We start from the raw sequence: 17,097 nt of genomic DNA, 5'->3' as shown, positions 1-17,097 counted from the left end.
GGTTCTCGCTATGAGAGCCGCTTCATGTATCCATAGAAAGGGATGTCGTTATGAATCATCCATCAACCTATCGAGATAAAAGAGTGGTCGTTCTCGGACTTGCAAGAAGTGGCGTAAGTGTTGCGAAGTTGTTTCATAAGCTTGGCGCTCATGTTATCGTAAATGACAAAAAAGATCGTGAATCTTGTCCCGAAGCGGATGAATTAACTGCTTTGGGCATTTCTGTGCTATGCGGTTACCATCCAGAGGATCTTATTAATGATGAGACCGTTCTACTAGTCAAAAATCCAGGCATTCCATACACGGCAGATCCTGTTCAGCAGGCGTTAAACAAAGGCGTCGAAATCATTACAGAAGTGGAAGCAGCCTATTGGCTATCTCCAGCACCTATTATTGGAATTACCGGATCTAATGGAAAGACAACAACAACGACTCTTATAGGCAAACTTCTCGAAGCTTCTGGTATGAAGCCAATCGTAGCAGGTAATATAGGTCTACCACTTTGTGATGCTGTACAAGATGTGGCTGAAGACGGATGGATCGTTGCTGAATTAAGCAGCTTCCAGTTGAAGGGGACGTCAGCTTTCCGACCGAAAGTAGCTCTTTTGCTTAATTTAGCGGAAACACATCTCGACTATCATGGTGGTATGGCTGATTACGTGCAATCGAAAACGAAGTTGTTTGCGAATCAAACGAATGAAGATACTGCCGTTATTAACTGGGACGACCCAGTATGTCGTGAAATTGCACAAAATATCCCGGCTAAGAAGCTGCCTTTTTCGCTATATGAGCGTCTAGAAACAGGCGTTTATATTGAACCTCCGTATGTTAAGGATCACTACGACAATGCGGGGTCAGAACAATCAGTTATTCGTTCTATTGTTTATCGTGGCTCTACAGAGGCTAATGGCGAAGAAGTTGTTATTATGCCAGTGGATGATCTGGGCATACCTGGGCGTCACAATGCGGCAAATGCACTTGCAGCTATTGCAGCTTGTTTATCAGCTGGAGCTGCGCCAGAGCTTCTTGCAGAACCGCTTACGTTCTTTAAGGGTGTAGAGCATCGTCTGGAATATGTATGTGAGCGTAGCGGTGTCAAATACTACAATGACTCTAAAGCAACAAATGCTACCGCATCTACGATGTCGATCCGTTCTCTAAAAGGTCCAATCGTACTTGTTGCTGGAGGATTGGACAGAGGATCAGATTACTTGGAACTGCTTCCGGTATTCAAAGAGCTTAAAGCACTTGTGACGCTAGGTGAAACTAGGGAGAAGCTGGCTCACGTTGCGGAACTGGCAGGTTTATCAAAGGTGCAAGTGGTGAACGCTGAGAAGGACGCCGAAAGCACCCTTCAGCAAGCTGTTAAGCAAGCAGCCGCACTTGCGGAGCCTGGAGACATCGTTTTGCTGTCACCTGCATGTGCAAGCTGGGATATGTTTGCATCTTATGAGCAGAGAGGGAGCATTTTTAAACAATCGGCGCATACCTTGTAAGTAGGGGGCTTGTCCCTACTTACCCATACTAAGAGGTGTGTTTGCTATGGCAAAAGCGCGATCTGCCCCAGATATTTGGCTCATAGTCGCAATAGGACTTATTCTTGCAATTGGTCTCGTGATGGTATACAGCGCGAGTGCCGTGTTAGCTTTTCATGAGTTTGGTGATCGTTTCTATTTCGTGAAACGACAGCTACTATTTGCCGGATTAGGGATTGGTGCGTTAATATTTACTATGAATACACATTATTCGATCTGGAAGAAATGGGCTCCAGCAGCTCTTATTGTATGTTTTGGTTTGCTCGTCCTTGTTCTTATTCCGGGTATCGGTGTCGTTCGCGGCGGTGCACGTAGTTGGCTTGGCATTAGTTCATTCGGAATCCAACCATCGGAATTTATGAAGCTCGCGATGATTATTTTTTTATCGAAATGGTTGTCTGAGAAACAATCGACGATAACTCAGTTTACAAAAGGGTTAATGCCGCCATTAGGATTAGTAGGGCTTGCATTCGGCATTATTATGCTTCAGCCCGATCTAGGGACTGGTGCGGTCATGATGGGAGCTTCCCTCATACTTATTTTTACAGCTGGAGCTAGAATGGCACATTTAGGTGGCTTAGCGCTTGTTGGAGTGGCAGGTTTTGTTGGACTAATAATAGCTGCGCCTTATCGATTGGCGAGAATAACGAATTTTCTTGATCCATGGGCTGACCCTTTAGGGGGAGGCTATCAAATCATTCAATCACTGTTTGCTATTGGACCTGGAGGCTTAGTAGGACTAGGCTTAGGCATGAGCAGGCAGAAGTACAGCTACTTGCCGGAACCGCAAACAGACTTTATTTTTTCCATATTGGCTGAGGAACTGGGCTTTATCGGTGGTGCGGCTTTAATATTATTATTTATGATCTTAGTCTGGCGTGGCATTCGTGCTGCGATCGGAGCTCCAGATACGTTCGGTAGTTTGCTTGCTGTTGGTATTACTGGAATTATCGGTGTGCAAGTGCTGATTAATATAGGTGTTGTTATTGGTATGATGCCTGTAACGGGTATAACACTTCCGCTAGTTAGCTATGGAGGTTCATCACTAACGCTCTTACTTACGGCACTAGGCATTTTACTTAATATATCCCGTTATTCGAGGTGAGAATGTGATGCGAATCGTGTTGACCGGAGGTGGTACAGGCGGACATATTTATCCAGCTATCTCTATTGGCAAACATATGTTGCAGAACGACCCGGACACGAAGCTTTTATATATAGGTACATCCAAAGGACTCGAAAGTAAAGTTGTTCCTGGACAGGGCATTGATTTCGAGTCTATTGAGATTACAGGATTCCGTAGAAAGCTATCGTTTGAAAATGTTAAAACAGTCGTACGTTTCCTTAAAGGGGTGCAGCGCTCTAAAGAGATATTGCGGAAGTTCAAACCTGATGTCGTCGTTGGTACAGGTGGATATGTTTGTGGACCAGTCGTTTATGCTGCAGCTAAACTCGGCATACCGACTTTTATTCATGAGCAGAATGCAATTCCGGGCTTAACGAATCAATTTTTATCCCGATATGCTGATCATATCGGTGTAAGTTTCAAAGAATCGATATCTCATTTCCCAAAAGCAAAAAGCATTTCTTTTACAGGTAATCCTTGTGCTACTAATGTGCTACGAGGTGTCTCTGGCAGAGGGCTGCAATCATTAGCGCTACCCCCTACTACTTCCCTTGTGTTAATTGTTGGTGGCAGTCGAGGGGCACGGGCATTAAATGAAGCTGTTGTGGAGATGGCATCAAAGTTGAATGAATTAAAGGATGCTCATGTCGTTTTCGTCACGGGAGAAATTTATTACCAGTCGACGCTTACTCGTTTAGAGGACATTTTAACGAAAGAGAACAATAATCTTATTATTGTACCTTATTTGCATAATATGGCAGATGTTCTTAGAGACTCATCTGTAGTTGTTGGTCGATCTGGTGCGTCGTCGTTAGCTGAAATTACTGCTCTTGGATTGCCGTCTATATTAATTCCGTCACCAAATGTGACGAACAATCATCAAGAAGCAAATGCACGAAGTCTCGAATCAGCTGGAGCAGCAGAAATCGTTCTGGAACGTGAGCTTAGCGGAGATACGCTCCTTGAGCGGTTACAGCAACTTCTTAACGATAGAGAGCGTATGTCTGTAATGTCAGAGGCTGCTTGCGAACTTGCTGTTCCTGACTCTGCAGCGCGTATAGTAGAGCAGTTGAAGATTTTATATCATAGAAATACACGGGACAGCGCGAAATAGGCGATTGTCACACAACGAAATGTCAAGGCATAGGATACTCTATATTCGTGATCGTCAACTGCGGGAGCGGAAATTCACAATAAAGCGGCAATTTGCCGTAGCGAAAAGCACTATTTGCACCTATGAAGGAGGTTGTCGCAATGAAAGCATTTATAGCGGAATTGGAGCAAGCAAACGTGGGCGAGCTTCTATACAATGAACCGCTGTCTAAACATACAACATGGAAAATCGGCGGACCTGCCGATCTATTAATCCTTCCAACTGGCAAAGACGAACTAGTAGCGCTAGTAAAGCTGCTGCATAAACATGGGTTAGGCTGGACGAACTTGGGCCGTGGCTCTAATATGCTGGTCAGCGATAAAGGCGTTCGCGGTGTTGTGATCAAACCAGCCCAAGGTCTCGATTACATGCGTATTGATGGGAACACTGTTATTGCAGGAGCTTCGTACTCATTTATCAAGCTGTCCGTATTGACTGGTAGGCAAGGGCTAAGTGGCCTCGAATTCGGAAGTGGAATTCCCGGAACGGTTGGCGGTGCCGTCTATATGAACGCTGGAGCGCATGGATCGGATGTATCACGTATTTTTAAGTCTGCTGACATTGTACTGGAAACAGGGGAATTGGTTCGTTATGAAAGGGAAGATATGCGTTTCTCATACCGTCATTCCATTCTTCATGAGCTAAGAGGTGTCGTCATAGAGGCAGCCTTTGAACTTGAAGAGGGTGATCGGACGGAAATCACTTCAACACTTGCCGCTCACAAGGAGCGGAGGCTGCGGACTCAACCATTGCAAATGGCATGCGCTGGAAGTGTATTTCGTAATCCGCCGGGTGATTTCGCAGCTAGATTCATCCAAGAGGCAGGACTGAAAGGTTTCCAAATTGGAGGAGCGCAAGTCTCTGAACTACATGCCAATTTTATTGTAAACACCGGGCAAGGGACAGCTAGAGACGTTCTCGCCTTAATGTCTCATATCCAGAGCACAATAGAAGAGCGCTTCGGCGTAAGTCTTGTGCCAGAGGTATTAGTGGTGGGCGAGCGGTAATTCGGAGGTGATACATTGGACAAATTGGTTATTGAAGGCGGGAAACCTCTCTCAGGAACCATAGTTATCCAAGGAGCGAAAAATGCCGCCTTACCGATATTGGCTGCCAGTTTATTGGCTGAAGGTACGATAACGATTGATTCCGTACCTCATTTGCTTGATATCGATGTTATGCTGAACATTTTACGCGAATTAGGATGCCGTGCCGAACACACGGGTGATACTGTGGTGCTTGACACAACTTCTGCACACACGTCCCATGTGCCGGAAACGTTGATGAAACAGATGCGTTCTTCTATTTTTTTAATGGGTCCGCTTCTCTCTCGATTTGGCGAGGCTGAAGTCTATCTACCAGGTGGATGCGCGATCGGTGAACGGAAAATCGATCTGCATCTGCAAGGCTTGCAGGCACTGGGTGCAGAGATCGAAGAAATTGGTAATCGCATTATATGCCGTGCCGAAAAACTTCAAGGCGCTGACATTCATCTTACTTTCCCAAGTGTCGGAGCCACGGAAAATATTATGATGGCAGCAGTACTCGCAGAAGGAAGAACGACGCTTAGCAATGCCGCACGTGAGCCTGAAATTCAAGATTTGCAACGATTCTTAAATGCAATGGGCGCCAAAATTATGGGGGCGGGTACGGATACCATCACCATTGAAGGTGTTAAACAATTAACTCCATGCCGATATAAAGTTATTCCCGATCGAATCGTGGCAGGTACGATTATGGTTGCGGCAGCTGCAACTCGCGGTGGGGTCACACTTCAGCAAACACATCCCGCTCATTTATCCTCACTTATTCATGTTCTGCGCCGCGCAGGTGTTCAAATAGTCGTCGACGGTGATATAATAAAAGTCGGTAGTGTTGCTAGACCAAAGGCAGTAGAACGTATCGTAACATCGCCTTACCCAGCTTTTCCTACTGATCTTCAATCACAGGTCATGGTTTTATTAACGCTCGCTGACGGCGTTAGCATAATGAAGGAAACGATATTTGAAGGCAGACTTAAACATGTGGATGAGCTGTCAAGAATGGGTGCTGATATTCGCGTAGATCTTAATGCAGCTTTTATAAAAGGAGTTCCACGTCTGTATGGGGCTACTGTTGAAGCAACTGACCTGCGTGCTGGAGCAGCACTCGTTATAGCTGGATTAGCAGCTCAAGGCCGGACTGTCGTAGAGCAGGTGCATCATATTGATCGCGGTTATGACAAAATCGAGTCGATGTTGTCGAGGTTAGGTGCAAATATTTCTCGCTATTCACCAGTGCCTAATAATTAATCATATACGTAATAGTAAGATAGAAACGACAGGCTTCCTATTTGCTTGCAATACCTAAAGCGTATCGTTACGCGGCAGATTGTAAAGCAATTGCTAAGGAAGCCGACGTTTCTAGGAAAAGAGGGACAAGTTATGAGCACGCAAATGCCTGTGCTAAAGGAACCTGCTCGCAAACGCAGAGGCAATAAGAAGCTGCTTGCCATTCTATTACTATTGTTTATTGCTTTGCTAGCCGTATTGTTTTTTAACTCATCTATAAGTAAAGTTTCTGATATTCAGATTACGGGTAATACATTTACAACACGTGACCAAATTGTTCAGTCTGCGGGTATTCATATTGGAGATGCCTTTTTCCAAACTTCATCCAGTTCTATTGCTAGTAAAGTGGAGAAACAACCGCAAGTGGAATCTGTTGATGTGATGAAAGTTTTCCCAGGCATCGTTAAAATTACGGTGAAGGAATTTCCAGTAGTAGCATTTGAGCTAGCGGAACAAGGAGAGTTAACAGCCTTGCTCGCAAATGGGACAAGCGTGAAATCAGTTAATAGTGGTAATCAACTGCTCGACAAGCCTATTCTATCTGGTTGGAAATCTGATGATCCAGTAAAGTTAGCATTGACGAAGCAATTGGCGCTTATTCCAGTTAAACAGCTTTCTGACTTATCGGAAATAACTCCAATACCGTCAAAGGCATACCCTGACCGTATTCGGATGTACACAAGAACGAGATTCGAAGTCATCACAGCCGTTTCTGTTCTTCCAGACAAAATTGAAGCACTTAATGCTGTTATTGAAACACAAGAGCCTGGTAAAATTACGATGTTGCTTGCAGATACTTATGTTCCATTCAGTATCGAAGATGGAGAAAATATACAATCAGACTAAAAAGAGACTACTCAATAGCTTGAAAGAATGGTAGAATTTTATTTATGACGTTAGAAGAATAGGGCTATTAGAGACATTTATGCCAGCAAGTATGATACAAGCTTCCTTACAACGAAATTATTCAAATTGCTTTTCATATATTTTTCCATGCTTCGACAAAAAACTTAAAAATTTCTGAAAAATTTGTTGAAAAAAGAGGGAAAATATTAAGGGCGTTGAATAAGTAGATAGACTTAGAGAGATTTATCATATAAAAATGCAATTATTATTATTGGAAACGGAGGTGCCGCAAGTTGAGCAGCAATGACATCATCGTCAGTTTGGACATCGGTACATCCAAAGTTCGTGCTATTATTGGTGAATTAAGCAATGGAACCGTTAATATTATCGGAGTTGGATCTGCTGACGCAGAGGGTATACGCAAGGGAGCAATTGTTGATATTGATCAAACCGTTCAATCCATTCGAAATGCAGTTGAGCATGCAGAGCGCATGGTTGGCATTCAAATATCAGATGTTTATGTAGGTATTCAAGGCAATCATATTGCATTGCAAACCAATCATGGCGTAGTTGCTGTATCCAATGAGGACCGAGAAATCGGTGAAGAAGACATTGAACGTGTATTGCAAGCCGCTAAAGTAGTCGCGCTCCCTCCAGAGCGTGAAATTATTAACTTAGTTCCTAAACAATATCTTGTGGATGGTTTAGAGGGCATTTCGGACCCTAGAGGGATGATTGGTGTTCGACTAGAAGTTGAAGCAACAATTGTTACAGGAACGAAAACGGCCATACATAATTTAAGTCGCTGTGTTGAGAAAGCCGGACTACGAATTAACGGTGTTATTTTATTATCCTTAGCTTCAGGCGTAATGTCACTGACTAAGGATGAGAAGATGATAGGAACGGTTCTAGTCGATATTGGAGCTGGTTCTTGTTCAGTCGCGGTTTACGATCAAGGTGGTTTGGCTGCGATTTCTACTTTGCCGATTGGCGGAGAATTCGTAACTAATGATATTGCGTATGGCTTACGCACACAAAGCGATCAAGCTGAGAAGTTTAAGCTGAAGTACGGATGTGCGAATGTTGCAGATGCGGCTGAGGATGTTAAATTCAAAGTGACTCGTATGGGCAGCAACATGGAGAAAGAGTTTTCTCAGAGAGATCTTTCTAGCATTATTGAACCTCGTATGCAAGAAATATTCCAATTAATTCGTCAGGAAGTTCGTCGCCTTGGTTATGGTGACAAGGTGAATGGGTATGTGCTTACTGGCGGTGCTGCCGCACTACCTGGAACACTTGCACTTGCACAGGCGGAACTTGAGGCGTCAGTGCGAATTGCATTGCCTGATTTTATTGGCGTAAAGGATTCATCTTATAGCAGTGGTGTAGGTATGATTCAATATGTATCTAAATATATAGGAATTCGTGGCAACGGCACGGTAAAGAAAACGACGAGTCGTAAAGCCGGTCCCGCAGCTACTTCTAAACCCGGTATGATTGAGAGAATTAAAAATATGTTTAACGAATTTATTTGACTGGGGGATAAAAAGTGATGTTGGAATTCGATATGGAGCTTGAAACGCTCGCTCAAATAAAAGTAATAGGTGTAGGCGGCGGTGGTAGTAACGCTGTTAACCGAATGATTGAGAATGGTGTAAAGGGTGTTGACTTTATTACGGTTAATACCGATGCACAGGCTCTTCATCTTGCTAAATCCGAACATAAGTTGCAAATTGGTGATAAGCTAACTCGTGGTCTTGGTGCTGGAGCTAACCCAGATGTTGGTAATAAAGCTGCTGAAGAATCCCGTGAGCTCATTGTTAATCAACTTAAGGGCTCCGATATGGTATTTGTTACTGCAGGTATGGGCGGCGGAACAGGCACAGGCGCAGCGCCAGTAATTGCTGAAATTGCACGTGAATGTGGAGCACTAACTGTAGGTATCGTAACACGTCCGTTCACATTTGAAGGGCGTAAACGTTCTGGACAAGCTGAGATTGGAATCGAAGCACTTAAAGAAAAAGTAGATACACTAATTGTTATTCCTAACGATCGTCTACTAGAGATCGTAGATAAGAAAACACCAATGTTAGAAGCATTCCGCGCAGCAGATAATGTTCTTAGACAAGCAGTACAAGGTATATCTGATCTTATCGCAGTACCTGGTCTCATTAACCTTGACTTTGCTGATGTTAAGACAATTATGACTGAGCGTGGTTCAGCTCTTATGGGTATCGGTATTGCTACAGGTGAGAATCGTGCAGCTGAAGCAGCTCGCAAAGCGATTATGAGCCCACTCTTGGAAACTTCGATCGATGGTGCACGTGGCGTAATTATGAATATTACTGGTGGCAGCAACCTGTCACTCTATGAAGTTAACGAAGCAGCTGAAATCGTAATATCTGCATCAGATCCAGATGTTAATATGATTTTTGGTGCTATCATTGACGAAGAATTAAATGATGAAATAAAAGTGACTGTTATCGCAACAGGTTTTGAAGCTAAAGCGAACCAACAGCCAGAGCGTCGTACAAATTCGTTAGGTTCTGACCAAGTTGAGTCTAGATCCACACACGCAGCGTCAAGTGTAAAACCTTTTAACACGGGTACTTCTAGTGATCAATTGGAAATTCCGGCGTTTTTGCGCAAGCAACCTCGTAGCGACAGATAGTTGAAATATAGAATGACCCTATTGAAGCGTTCATCGAACCTTTCAATAGGGTTATTTTTTACTTTTAATGGTTTTCGAGGTGTCGATTTGGGTTTCGTAGTCGAATTAACAATATATTTGCCTAATAGGAAAGTTAATACCTATTTGTTGTCGGAAAAGTGTTATCAACTAGGATTGTTCTATGAGATCATCAGTGATCTTCTGAACAATCCTATTTTTTATTGTGTAATAAATGCATACATTTCACTCGTAGAGTCGTTTCTTTTTTGAATCGTCGACAAAAAAAGATGCCTAGTGCCGTCATGAATAGACAGACTTTGAAATAGGATTACAATATACTAGTCTCAATCGTTCTCCCGAATTAACGAATACGAGCAGATTCGCTGGAATGGGAGGAAGGGGACGATCATGGCTGTTTATATCGATATCCTGTTTCTACGTGAATTGCTTGTAGATGGAGCTGTGCTGCTGACAACAGCGTGGGTTCGTAACTATAAGCCAAAGCCATGGCGAGTACTGTTCGCTGCCACATTCGGAGCCTGTTATGTTGTACTTATGCTAGTTCCTCAGCTATCATTCCTGTTTACGTTGGCCGTAAAAGTCATGTTTTCGTTATTCATGATATGGATAACGTTCGGATTTCATTCGCTGCAACATTTTATACGTAATATTGCAGCTTTCTATACGGTTAATTTTGTAGCTGCTGGTGCTGTGCTAGGTCTCTATTATTTGTTTATGCAAGGATCTGGTGAGGTTTGGGAAACGTTAACGATTGCCAGCGGTAGCGTGAATGCAGAGCTGAAGCTAGGACTTTTTTATTTTGCTGCCGCGTTTTGTATTGGTCTATTTATTTATCGGGCTGTATTAACACAAAAGCGGGAACGGGAGCTAGTGAAAACTCATCTTGCTGAAGTTATGGTTAGGATCGATGAACATGCATATACGTGTATTGGATTAATCGATACGGGCAATCAGCTTTATGATCCACTAACTCGCACTCCGGTAATGGTTATGGAAGTGGCAAACTGGGAGAATGAGTTTCCAGCGTCTTGGATGAAAAGTATTCGCGAGTCGCAAGTAGATCGTCTAGTAGCAGGTCTGGACGCGGAACCATTTAAGTGGCAGGACCGGCTTCGCCTCATACCCTTTAGAGGGGTTAATAGAGGATCGCAATTCATGCTAGCATTGAAACCTGATGTTGTTGAAATTACAAGGGAAGGTCAAGTGTTTGAAACGAAGCGAGTATTAATAGGTTTAGATGGCGGCAAGCTTGCAGCAGATGGGGCATATCAAGCGATTATCCATCCGTCAATGGTACAAACGAAACAAGCGTAAGCACATTTTACCGGGGAGGGATGGGCCACATGCTCGTCAAGTACAAACTAATACTGCAGTTATATTATTACAGGATTTTATTTTTATTCGGACTAAAAAGCGAAGAAATATATTATATTGGCGGCAGTGAAGCATTACCGCCTCCCTTGACGCGCGAGGAAGAAGAGTATTTGCTAGAGAAACTACCTTCTGGCGATACCGCAATACGTGCATTGCTCATTGAAAGAAATTTAAGACTTGTTGTTTACATCGCTAGGAAATTTGAAAATACGGGCATCCATATTGAGGATTTAGTATCGATTGGGGCTATTGGGCTTATTAAAGCGGTCAATACATTTGATCCCGAGAAAAAAATTAAGTTAGCCACATACGCTTCACGATGTATTGAAAATGAAATTTTAATGTATCTTCGTCGTAACAGTAAAACGCGTACTGAAGTTTCCTTCGATGAACCGCTTAATATTGATTGGGATGGCAATGAACTTCTTTTGTCTGATGTACTTGGTACTGAAAATGATACGATTTATCGAAACATTGAAGAACAAGTGGATCGCAAGCTTCTTCATAAGGCACTTGATAAGCTCTCCGAGAGAGAGCGAATTATTATGGAGCTTCGGTTCGGTCTTGCTGATGGTGAGGAAAAAACTCAGAAGGATGTAGCGGATATGTTAGGTATATCGCAATCCTATATTTCACGCCTCGAGAAGCGGATTATTAAACGTTTGCGAAAAGAATTTAATAAGATGGTCTAAGTGTCCAGCAAGCTTTTGTACCAAATTCGATTGTCGAACGATGTCAGATTAGGAATAAAAAGAGGGTCCAAGGAGATAATGATCATTAATGTTTCTCCTTGGGAGGTAATCACGTTGACCCGAAATAAAGTCGAGATCTGTGGAGTGGATACCGCGAAACTGCCTATACTGACAAATGTTGAAATGCGAGAGCTTTTTACGGCATTGCAGAGCCGGGGCGAGTTGATAGCAAGAGAGAAATTAGTTAATGGCAACTTGCGGCTCGTGCTTAGTGTCATTCAGCGTTTTAACAATAGGGGAGAGTTTGTAGACGACTTATTTCAAGTCGGCTGCATCGGACTTATGAAGGCGATTGATAATTTCGACCTTAGTCAAAATGTTAAGTTTTCCACCTATGCTGTGCCAATGATTATTGGCGAAATACGCCGCTACTTGAGGGATAATAATCCGATTCGAGTATCAAGAAGCCTTAGAGATATTGCTTATAAGGCGCTACAAGTTCGTGACAGCCTCACGAATAAAAATTCTCGCGAGCCGACGATATTTGAAATATCGGAAGCGCTGAACGTTCCTAAAGAAGATGTTGTTTTCGCACTTGATGCTATTCAGGACCCTGTTTCGTTGTTTGAGCCGATCTATCATGACGGTGGAGATCCCATCTATGTTATGGACCAAATAAGTGATGACCGGAATAAGGATGTGTCGTGGATAGAGGAAATTGCGCTGCGGGAAGCGATGCGTAAGCTCAATGAGCGCGAAAAAATGATTTTGTCGATGCGTTTCTTTGAAGGTAAGACGCAGATGGAGGTAGCCGATGAAATTGGCATCTCACAAGCTCAAGTATCAAGACTTGAGAAATCGGCGATCCAACAGATGCAAAAGCATGTAAAAACATGAACAATTAAAAAGTGGTGGGGTGCATATGCATCTCACCATTTTTGTTTTATTCAAAATTAGGACATTAGGACATTTTGGGCAAATCAATCATATACTTATACAAAGGATTGTGGAATACAATCTATAAGAAATGTGGTGGGTCTACTTGAAAATATCCGATTTCCAATCAAAGGATGTTATTAACATCGTAGATGGCAAAAAACTCGGGCATATAACTGATCTGGAGCTCGATCTTCGTCAGGGCCGTATTGATTCTATTGTTGTGCCACAGTTTACAAAGATGTTTGGTCTCTTCGGAAATAACGGAACGGAAATTGTTATTCCTTGGCGCAATATTGTTAAGATCGGTGCGGACGTCGTGCTCGTTAGAATGGACGAATCAAAAGCACTGCGCCAAGAAGAAGATGATTTGCATGCCCGTTCTTAAGGGGTTAAACTGAACATATGCGGAAAATGTTATTCGTTTATTACGCATAATGTTTAATTATGGGGTGAAATTATGGAACCATTTATACAAACGAAGTCAAACACAGCGAAGGAGCCTTCGCTTTTTTTGTTGTCACAATGGATGCAAGGTAATCATTCACTTTCAGCTGGATTTTCCGGGAGAGAAGGAGGCGTCAGTGTTGCGCCTTGGACATCTTTAAATATAGGATTGCATGTTGGTGATTCTGTGAGCGATGTAATAGATAATCGAAAAAGACTAACAACCGCTATTGGCTGGCCTTTTGAAGCGTGGACGTGTGCAGAGCAGGTTCATAGCAATCGTGTATCGATCGTAACAGAAAAGGAACGTGGAAAAGGTCGAATGGCAATGGCAGACACAATAGGGGACTGTGATGCTATTATGACGAATGTTCCTGGTGTACTGCTGGCTTCCTTTTATGCTGATTGCGTCCCGCTTTATTTCTATGCGGAAGAGGCCGGAGCTATTGCGCTTGCTCATGCAGGGTGGCGTGGGACAGTTGAAAACATAGCAAAAGAGACTATTCTCGCTATGGGATATGAATATGGTGTGAAGCCAGAAAATATAAAAGCAGCAATAGGTCCTTCCATTGGCAGTTGCTGTTATGAAGTGGATGGTGTGGTCATTCAGGAAGTTGAGCGAGTTATGAATGAACTACAACTAAACGAAACAATCATGCAGAACTGTATTGCATCGTCGCAAAATGGTAAAGCATATTTAAACTTGAAAGAAATAAACCGACAGATTATGATAAAAGCAGGAATTTTGCCGATCCATATCGAATTAACCAAGTGGTGCACTGGCTGCAGGACTGATCTTTTCTATTCACATCGAATGGAAGGCGGTAGTACAGGACGAATGGCCAGTTGGATCGGCATTCGAGGAAGGTGAATAAATAATGTCTATACAAGAACGTATTCAGCACGTCGAGCAGAGAATTGCAGAGGCTTGTGAGCGATCCGGAAGACGCAGAGAAGACATAAATGTTATAGCGGTTACGAAATATGTATCGGTTGAGACAACAATTTCAGCATATAAAAGCGGCTTGCTGAATCTTGGCGAAAATCGCTGGCAAGACGCAGAGCAGAAATGGAAAGCGTTAAGTAAGGAAGCTGGACAAACGGATGAGGATAGTCCAAGTTGGCATTTCATCGGTTCCTTGCAAACGAATAAAGCTAAGGACGTCATAGGAAAGTTCTCATACATACATTCGTTGGACAGGTTGTCACTTGCGGAGGCTATGCATAAACGTGCTTCCCAGTTAGGTATTACTGTCCCTTGCTTTATTCAAGTTAACGTATCTGGAGAGGACTCCAAACATGGTATGGAGCCAGGAGATTTAATGGCGTTTATTGAAGCATTGCAAGCATATCCAGCTCTGAAACCTATTGGTTTAATGACTATGGCACCTTATGAATCAAAGCCCGAAGAAACAAGAGTAGTCTTTCGAGCATTGCGAGAGCTTAGAGATGATGTTCAGATGAACTCAGCTCATGGCAGCAGAATTGTGCATTTATCAATGGGAATGTCGAATGATTTCGATGTAGCTATTGAGGAAGGCGCAACATGGATTCGTTTAGGAACTATTTTAGTAGGGAAAGAGGAGGAATGAGCGATGAGTGTAATGAACAAGTTTATGAATTGGTTTGGCTTGCAGGAAGAAGAAGAAGTGGTAGAACGTGAGCGTGTAACTCAGCCAGAAGAGCAAGAGAATGAAACTTCTCCGTTCGAGACACGTAGAAACATACGAAACACTGCGGTTGCTGGCAGTAATAATGTTGTTAGCATTCATTCGCAGAAAAATGTTCGAGTCGTGTTAAGCGAACCCCGTTCGTATGACGAAGCACAGGAGATTGCTGATCATTTGCGCTCTCGCCGCGCTGTTATCGTAAATTTACAGCGGGTTAGAACAGATCTTGCACTACGAATTGTTGATTTCTTAAGCGGCACAGTGTACGCTTTAAGTGGCAGCATCTCAAAGCTTGGTCCTAATATTTTTCTATGTACGCCTGATTCAGTAGAAATTCAAGGTGCCATAACGGAAATGCTTGCAGAGGAGAACGATTACAACAAAATGAGGTGACCTTGGGTTGGAAGATACTATTATCATTTTTTTGAGAAATGCATTAAATATTTACAGCTATTTGATTATCGGGTATGTGCTTTTGTCGTGGTTCCCGAATGCTCGTGAAAGTTCAATTGGACAATTTCTAGGACGGATCGTAGAACCTTACATCGGTATATTCAGAAGATTTATCCCACCAATCGGTGGTGTATTAGATCTATCGCCAATCGTTGCTATCTTCGCACTTAGATTTATTGGTATTGGACTTGAGTCAGTTATTTTGTTCTTCTTAGGTTTAGGCTAATTGTATGAAAGCAACTATATATGAACATTTCCACCCCGAAGAGAAATCTTTTGTCGATCGGGCCTTGGAATGGGTAGAGCGGTCCGCACAGCAGCATGAGCTGAAGCGGACCGATTTTTTAGACCCAAGACAAGCCCACATCCTTTCTATGCTTGCTAGTCGAAATCAAGATGTAAGCATCCGTCTAGATGGAGGTTATGCTGAGGCAGAGCGAAAAAGAGCATTAATTGCACCAGATTACCGCAGCTTAGATGATGAGCCTGTGGCTATTTGTGTGCTTGCCGCTATAGCTCCTGCAGGCAGTAAGCTTGAACTAGATCATGGTGATTTTTTAGGCGCACTACTTGGACTCGGGATTAAAAGAGATCGTATCGGTGATATTCATGTCCATGAATTGTTTGCACATATAATCGTTACGGATGAAATTGCCGATTATTTAAATATACATCTCCGTCAAGTACACAGACTAAGTGTCTTAACGGAAATATTGCCGCTCTCCGAACTGAAGCCTGTTCCAACTAAGTTTGAAGAAATGAGCCTAACTGTCGCATCTATGCGTCTGGATGGCATTGCAAGTGATGTTTATAGAGTGAGCAGATCTAAGATAGTAGATCCTATTCGTGCAGGGCGTTGTAGAGTGAACTGGAAGACGGAGGATGATCCGTCTGAAACGCTTAAAGAAGGCGATGTAATATCCTTCAAAGGATTAGGTCGATTTAAGGTGCTTGAAGTCGATGGCGTGACAAAAAGGGGCAGAATTCGGGTTAAAATTGGTAAATTTATTTAGAAGGTTGCAGGAAATAACGCGAGGCTGTCGAATCATTGTTGTCAGAGGGCAACGATGGCGTTCGTGCAGCTTGCTGCCGTCGATTGCGAAGTGCCAATAAAGTTTATAAGGAGGTGTTCCGATGCCGCTTACGCCATTGGACATACATAACAAGGAGTTTGCTCGTAGTTTTCGAGGATATGATGAAGATGAAGTGAATGAGTTTCTCGATCAAGTTATTAAAGATTATGAATCCATCATTCGTGAGAACAAGGAAATTCAAAATCAAGCTTTGACATTGCAAGAGAAACTAAATCATTTCACTAATATCGAGGAAACACTGAGTAAGACGATCATCGTCGCTCAGGAAGCTGCTGATGAGGTGCGCAACAATGCGAAGAAGGAAGCGCAGCTCATTGTGAAGGAAGCAGAAAAAAATGCAGATCGCATTTTGAATGAATCCCTAAACAAATCGCGTAAAGTATCACTTGAGGTAGAGGAACTTAAGAAACAAGCTTCTATCTATAGAGCACGATTCCGCACACTTGTAGAAGCACAATTAGAGCTACTTACTCAGGATGGTTGGGAGTCGCTCGAATCAAGTGCAAGAGATTCGGAAAGAGAGCTACTGAGAGGTTAATGAAGAATGGGTTATTACCCGTTTGACAAGACCCTGTTAAGTGAGCTATAACTAATACAATAAGTAATCAAACAACTTCATTGACGAGAACGAGTACGTTCAGCGTTCATGCTTCAGAGAGCCGGCGATTGCTGAAAGCCCGGTGCTTGAACCTTTACCGAATATCCTCTCTGAGAAGAGGCGCCTAACCCGCTGCACGCGGCAGTAAGCG

Annotated in this window: 18 protein-coding genes and 1 other annotated feature (1 of these 19 cut by a window edge); all 18 genes read left to right on the top strand. The window is 43.0% G+C overall.

What is annotated here, in order from left to right; all coding sequences use genetic code 11:
* The first annotated feature begins 50 nt into the window (after positions 1-50).
* Positions 51-1,496 carry a UDP-N-acetylmuramoyl-L-alanine--D-glutamate ligase gene (murD, locus tag I6N90_RS03640; protein WP_197934128.1) on the top strand — a complete coding sequence of 482 codons (1,446 nt, stop codon included), beginning with the start codon at positions 51-53 and terminating at the stop codon, positions 1,494-1,496.
* Positions 1,497-1,542: 46 nt separating this feature from the next.
* Positions 1,543-2,640, top strand: a complete 1,098-nt coding sequence (gene spoVE, locus I6N90_RS03635; RefSeq protein ID WP_197934127.1) for a stage V sporulation protein E — start codon at positions 1,543-1,545, stop codon at positions 2,638-2,640.
* A 7-nt stretch (positions 2,641-2,647) separates the two neighbouring features.
* Positions 2,648-3,775 (top strand): undecaprenyldiphospho-muramoylpentapeptide beta-N-acetylglucosaminyltransferase, encoded by a 1,128-nt coding sequence (gene murG, locus I6N90_RS03630; protein WP_197934126.1) that lies wholly within the window; start codon positions 2,648-2,650, stop codon positions 3,773-3,775.
* A 140-nt stretch (positions 3,776-3,915) separates the two neighbouring features.
* Positions 3,916-4,821 carry a UDP-N-acetylmuramate dehydrogenase gene (murB, locus tag I6N90_RS03625; RefSeq protein ID WP_197934125.1) on the top strand — a complete coding sequence of 302 codons (906 nt, stop codon included), beginning with the start codon at positions 3,916-3,918 and terminating at the stop codon, positions 4,819-4,821.
* Positions 4,822-4,836: 15 nt separating this feature from the next.
* Positions 4,837-6,105 (top strand): UDP-N-acetylglucosamine 1-carboxyvinyltransferase, encoded by a 1,269-nt coding sequence (murA, locus tag I6N90_RS03620; protein ID WP_197934124.1) that lies wholly within the window; start codon positions 4,837-4,839, stop codon positions 6,103-6,105.
* Positions 6,106-6,237: 132 nt separating this feature from the next.
* Entirely contained in the window at positions 6,238-6,990 is a 753-nt protein-coding gene (locus I6N90_RS03615) for a cell division protein FtsQ/DivIB (protein ID WP_197934123.1), read from the top strand.
* Positions 6,991-7,283: 293 nt separating this feature from the next.
* On the top strand, positions 7,284-8,525 hold the full coding sequence (gene ftsA / locus I6N90_RS03610; RefSeq protein WP_197934122.1) for a cell division protein FtsA: 1,242 nt from the start codon (positions 7,284-7,286) through the stop codon (positions 8,523-8,525).
* 17 nt (positions 8,526-8,542) lie between these two features.
* Positions 8,543-9,661, top strand: a complete 1,119-nt coding sequence (gene ftsZ, locus I6N90_RS03605; RefSeq protein WP_197934121.1) for a cell division protein FtsZ — start codon at positions 8,543-8,545, stop codon at positions 9,659-9,661.
* A gap of 408 nt (positions 9,662-10,069) precedes the next feature.
* Positions 10,070-10,996 (top strand): sigma-E processing peptidase SpoIIGA, encoded by a 927-nt coding sequence (spoIIGA, locus tag I6N90_RS03600; protein WP_197934120.1) that lies wholly within the window; start codon positions 10,070-10,072, stop codon positions 10,994-10,996.
* A 29-nt stretch (positions 10,997-11,025) separates the two neighbouring features.
* A complete protein-coding gene (gene sigE, locus I6N90_RS03595) occupies positions 11,026-11,748 on the top strand; it encodes an RNA polymerase sporulation sigma factor SigE (protein ID WP_197934119.1) in 723 nt (240 codons plus the stop codon).
* Between the two features lie 114 nt (positions 11,749-11,862).
* Positions 11,863-12,645 carry an RNA polymerase sporulation sigma factor SigG gene (gene sigG / locus I6N90_RS03590; RefSeq protein ID WP_197934118.1) on the top strand — a complete coding sequence of 261 codons (783 nt, stop codon included), beginning with the start codon at positions 11,863-11,865 and terminating at the stop codon, positions 12,643-12,645.
* A gap of 145 nt (positions 12,646-12,790) precedes the next feature.
* Positions 12,791-13,072 carry a YlmC/YmxH family sporulation protein gene (locus I6N90_RS03585; protein ID WP_197934117.1) on the top strand — a complete coding sequence of 94 codons (282 nt, stop codon included), beginning with the start codon at positions 12,791-12,793 and terminating at the stop codon, positions 13,070-13,072.
* Between the two features lie 72 nt (positions 13,073-13,144).
* Entirely contained in the window at positions 13,145-14,002 is an 858-nt protein-coding gene (gene pgeF, locus I6N90_RS03580; protein ID WP_197934116.1) for a peptidoglycan editing factor PgeF, read from the top strand.
* 7 nt (positions 14,003-14,009) lie between these two features.
* Positions 14,010-14,723, top strand: coding sequence for a YggS family pyridoxal phosphate-dependent enzyme (locus tag I6N90_RS03575; RefSeq protein ID WP_197934115.1), 714 nt, complete (start codon positions 14,010-14,012; stop codon positions 14,721-14,723).
* A gap of 3 nt (positions 14,724-14,726) precedes the next feature.
* Complete coding sequence (locus I6N90_RS03570) at positions 14,727-15,194, top strand: cell division protein SepF (RefSeq protein WP_197934114.1); 468 nt, start codon at positions 14,727-14,729, stop codon at positions 15,192-15,194.
* A gap of 7 nt (positions 15,195-15,201) precedes the next feature.
* Positions 15,202-15,480: a YggT family protein gene (locus I6N90_RS03565; protein ID WP_197934113.1), complete on the top strand. Its 279-nt coding sequence runs from the start codon at positions 15,202-15,204 to the stop codon at positions 15,478-15,480.
* Positions 15,481-15,484: 4 nt separating this feature from the next.
* Positions 15,485-16,267: a YlmH family RNA-binding protein gene (locus tag I6N90_RS03560; RefSeq protein ID WP_197934112.1), complete on the top strand. Its 783-nt coding sequence runs from the start codon at positions 15,485-15,487 to the stop codon at positions 16,265-16,267.
* Positions 16,268-16,388: 121 nt separating this feature from the next.
* On the top strand, positions 16,389-16,886 hold the full coding sequence (locus tag I6N90_RS03555; protein WP_197934111.1) for a DivIVA domain-containing protein: 498 nt from the start codon (positions 16,389-16,391) through the stop codon (positions 16,884-16,886).
* A gap of 71 nt (positions 16,887-16,957) precedes the next feature.
* Positions 16,958-17,097, top strand: a binding site (T-box leader); it runs 162 nt beyond the window's last position.

The organism is Paenibacillus sp. GSMTC-2017 (assembly GCF_016019935.1).
Classification (GTDB): domain Bacteria; phylum Bacillota; class Bacilli; order Paenibacillales; family Paenibacillaceae; genus Pristimantibacillus.
Note: the sequence above shows the minus strand (reverse complement) of the source record. Positions and strands in the feature narration are given on the sequence as shown.

Bases quoted from the DNA above. Each gene is read 5' to 3' on its own strand.
- sigE (WP_197934119.1), top strand. From the start codon at position 11,026: ATGCTCGTCAAGTACAAACTAATACTGCAGTTATATTATTACAGGATT.
- murG (WP_197934126.1), top strand. From the start codon at position 2,648: ATGCGAATCGTGTTGACCGGAGGTGGTACAGGCGGACATATTTATCCA.
- I6N90_RS03615 (WP_197934123.1), top strand. From the start codon at position 6,238: ATGAGCACGCAAATGCCTGTGCTAAAGGAACCTGCTCGCAAACGCAGA.
- I6N90_RS03555 (WP_197934111.1), top strand. From the start codon at position 16,389: ATGCCGCTTACGCCATTGGACATACATAACAAGGAGTTTGCTCGTAGT.
- pgeF (WP_197934116.1), top strand. From the start codon at position 13,145: ATGGAACCATTTATACAAACGAAGTCAAACACAGCGAAGGAGCCTTCG.
- ftsZ (WP_197934121.1), top strand. From the start codon at position 8,543: ATGTTGGAATTCGATATGGAGCTTGAAACGCTCGCTCAAATAAAAGTA.
- murB (WP_197934125.1), top strand. From the start codon at position 3,916: ATGAAAGCATTTATAGCGGAATTGGAGCAAGCAAACGTGGGCGAGCTT.
- I6N90_RS03575 (WP_197934115.1), top strand. From the start codon at position 14,010: ATGTCTATACAAGAACGTATTCAGCACGTCGAGCAGAGAATTGCAGAG.
- murD (WP_197934128.1), top strand. From the start codon at position 51: ATGAATCATCCATCAACCTATCGAGATAAAAGAGTGGTCGTTCTCGGA.
- I6N90_RS03570 (WP_197934114.1), top strand. From the start codon at position 14,727: ATGAGTGTAATGAACAAGTTTATGAATTGGTTTGGCTTGCAGGAAGAA.
- I6N90_RS03560 (WP_197934112.1), top strand. From the start codon at position 15,485: ATGAAAGCAACTATATATGAACATTTCCACCCCGAAGAGAAATCTTTT.
- spoVE (WP_197934127.1), top strand. From the start codon at position 1,543: ATGGCAAAAGCGCGATCTGCCCCAGATATTTGGCTCATAGTCGCAATA.
- spoIIGA (WP_197934120.1), top strand. From the start codon at position 10,070: ATGGCTGTTTATATCGATATCCTGTTTCTACGTGAATTGCTTGTAGAT.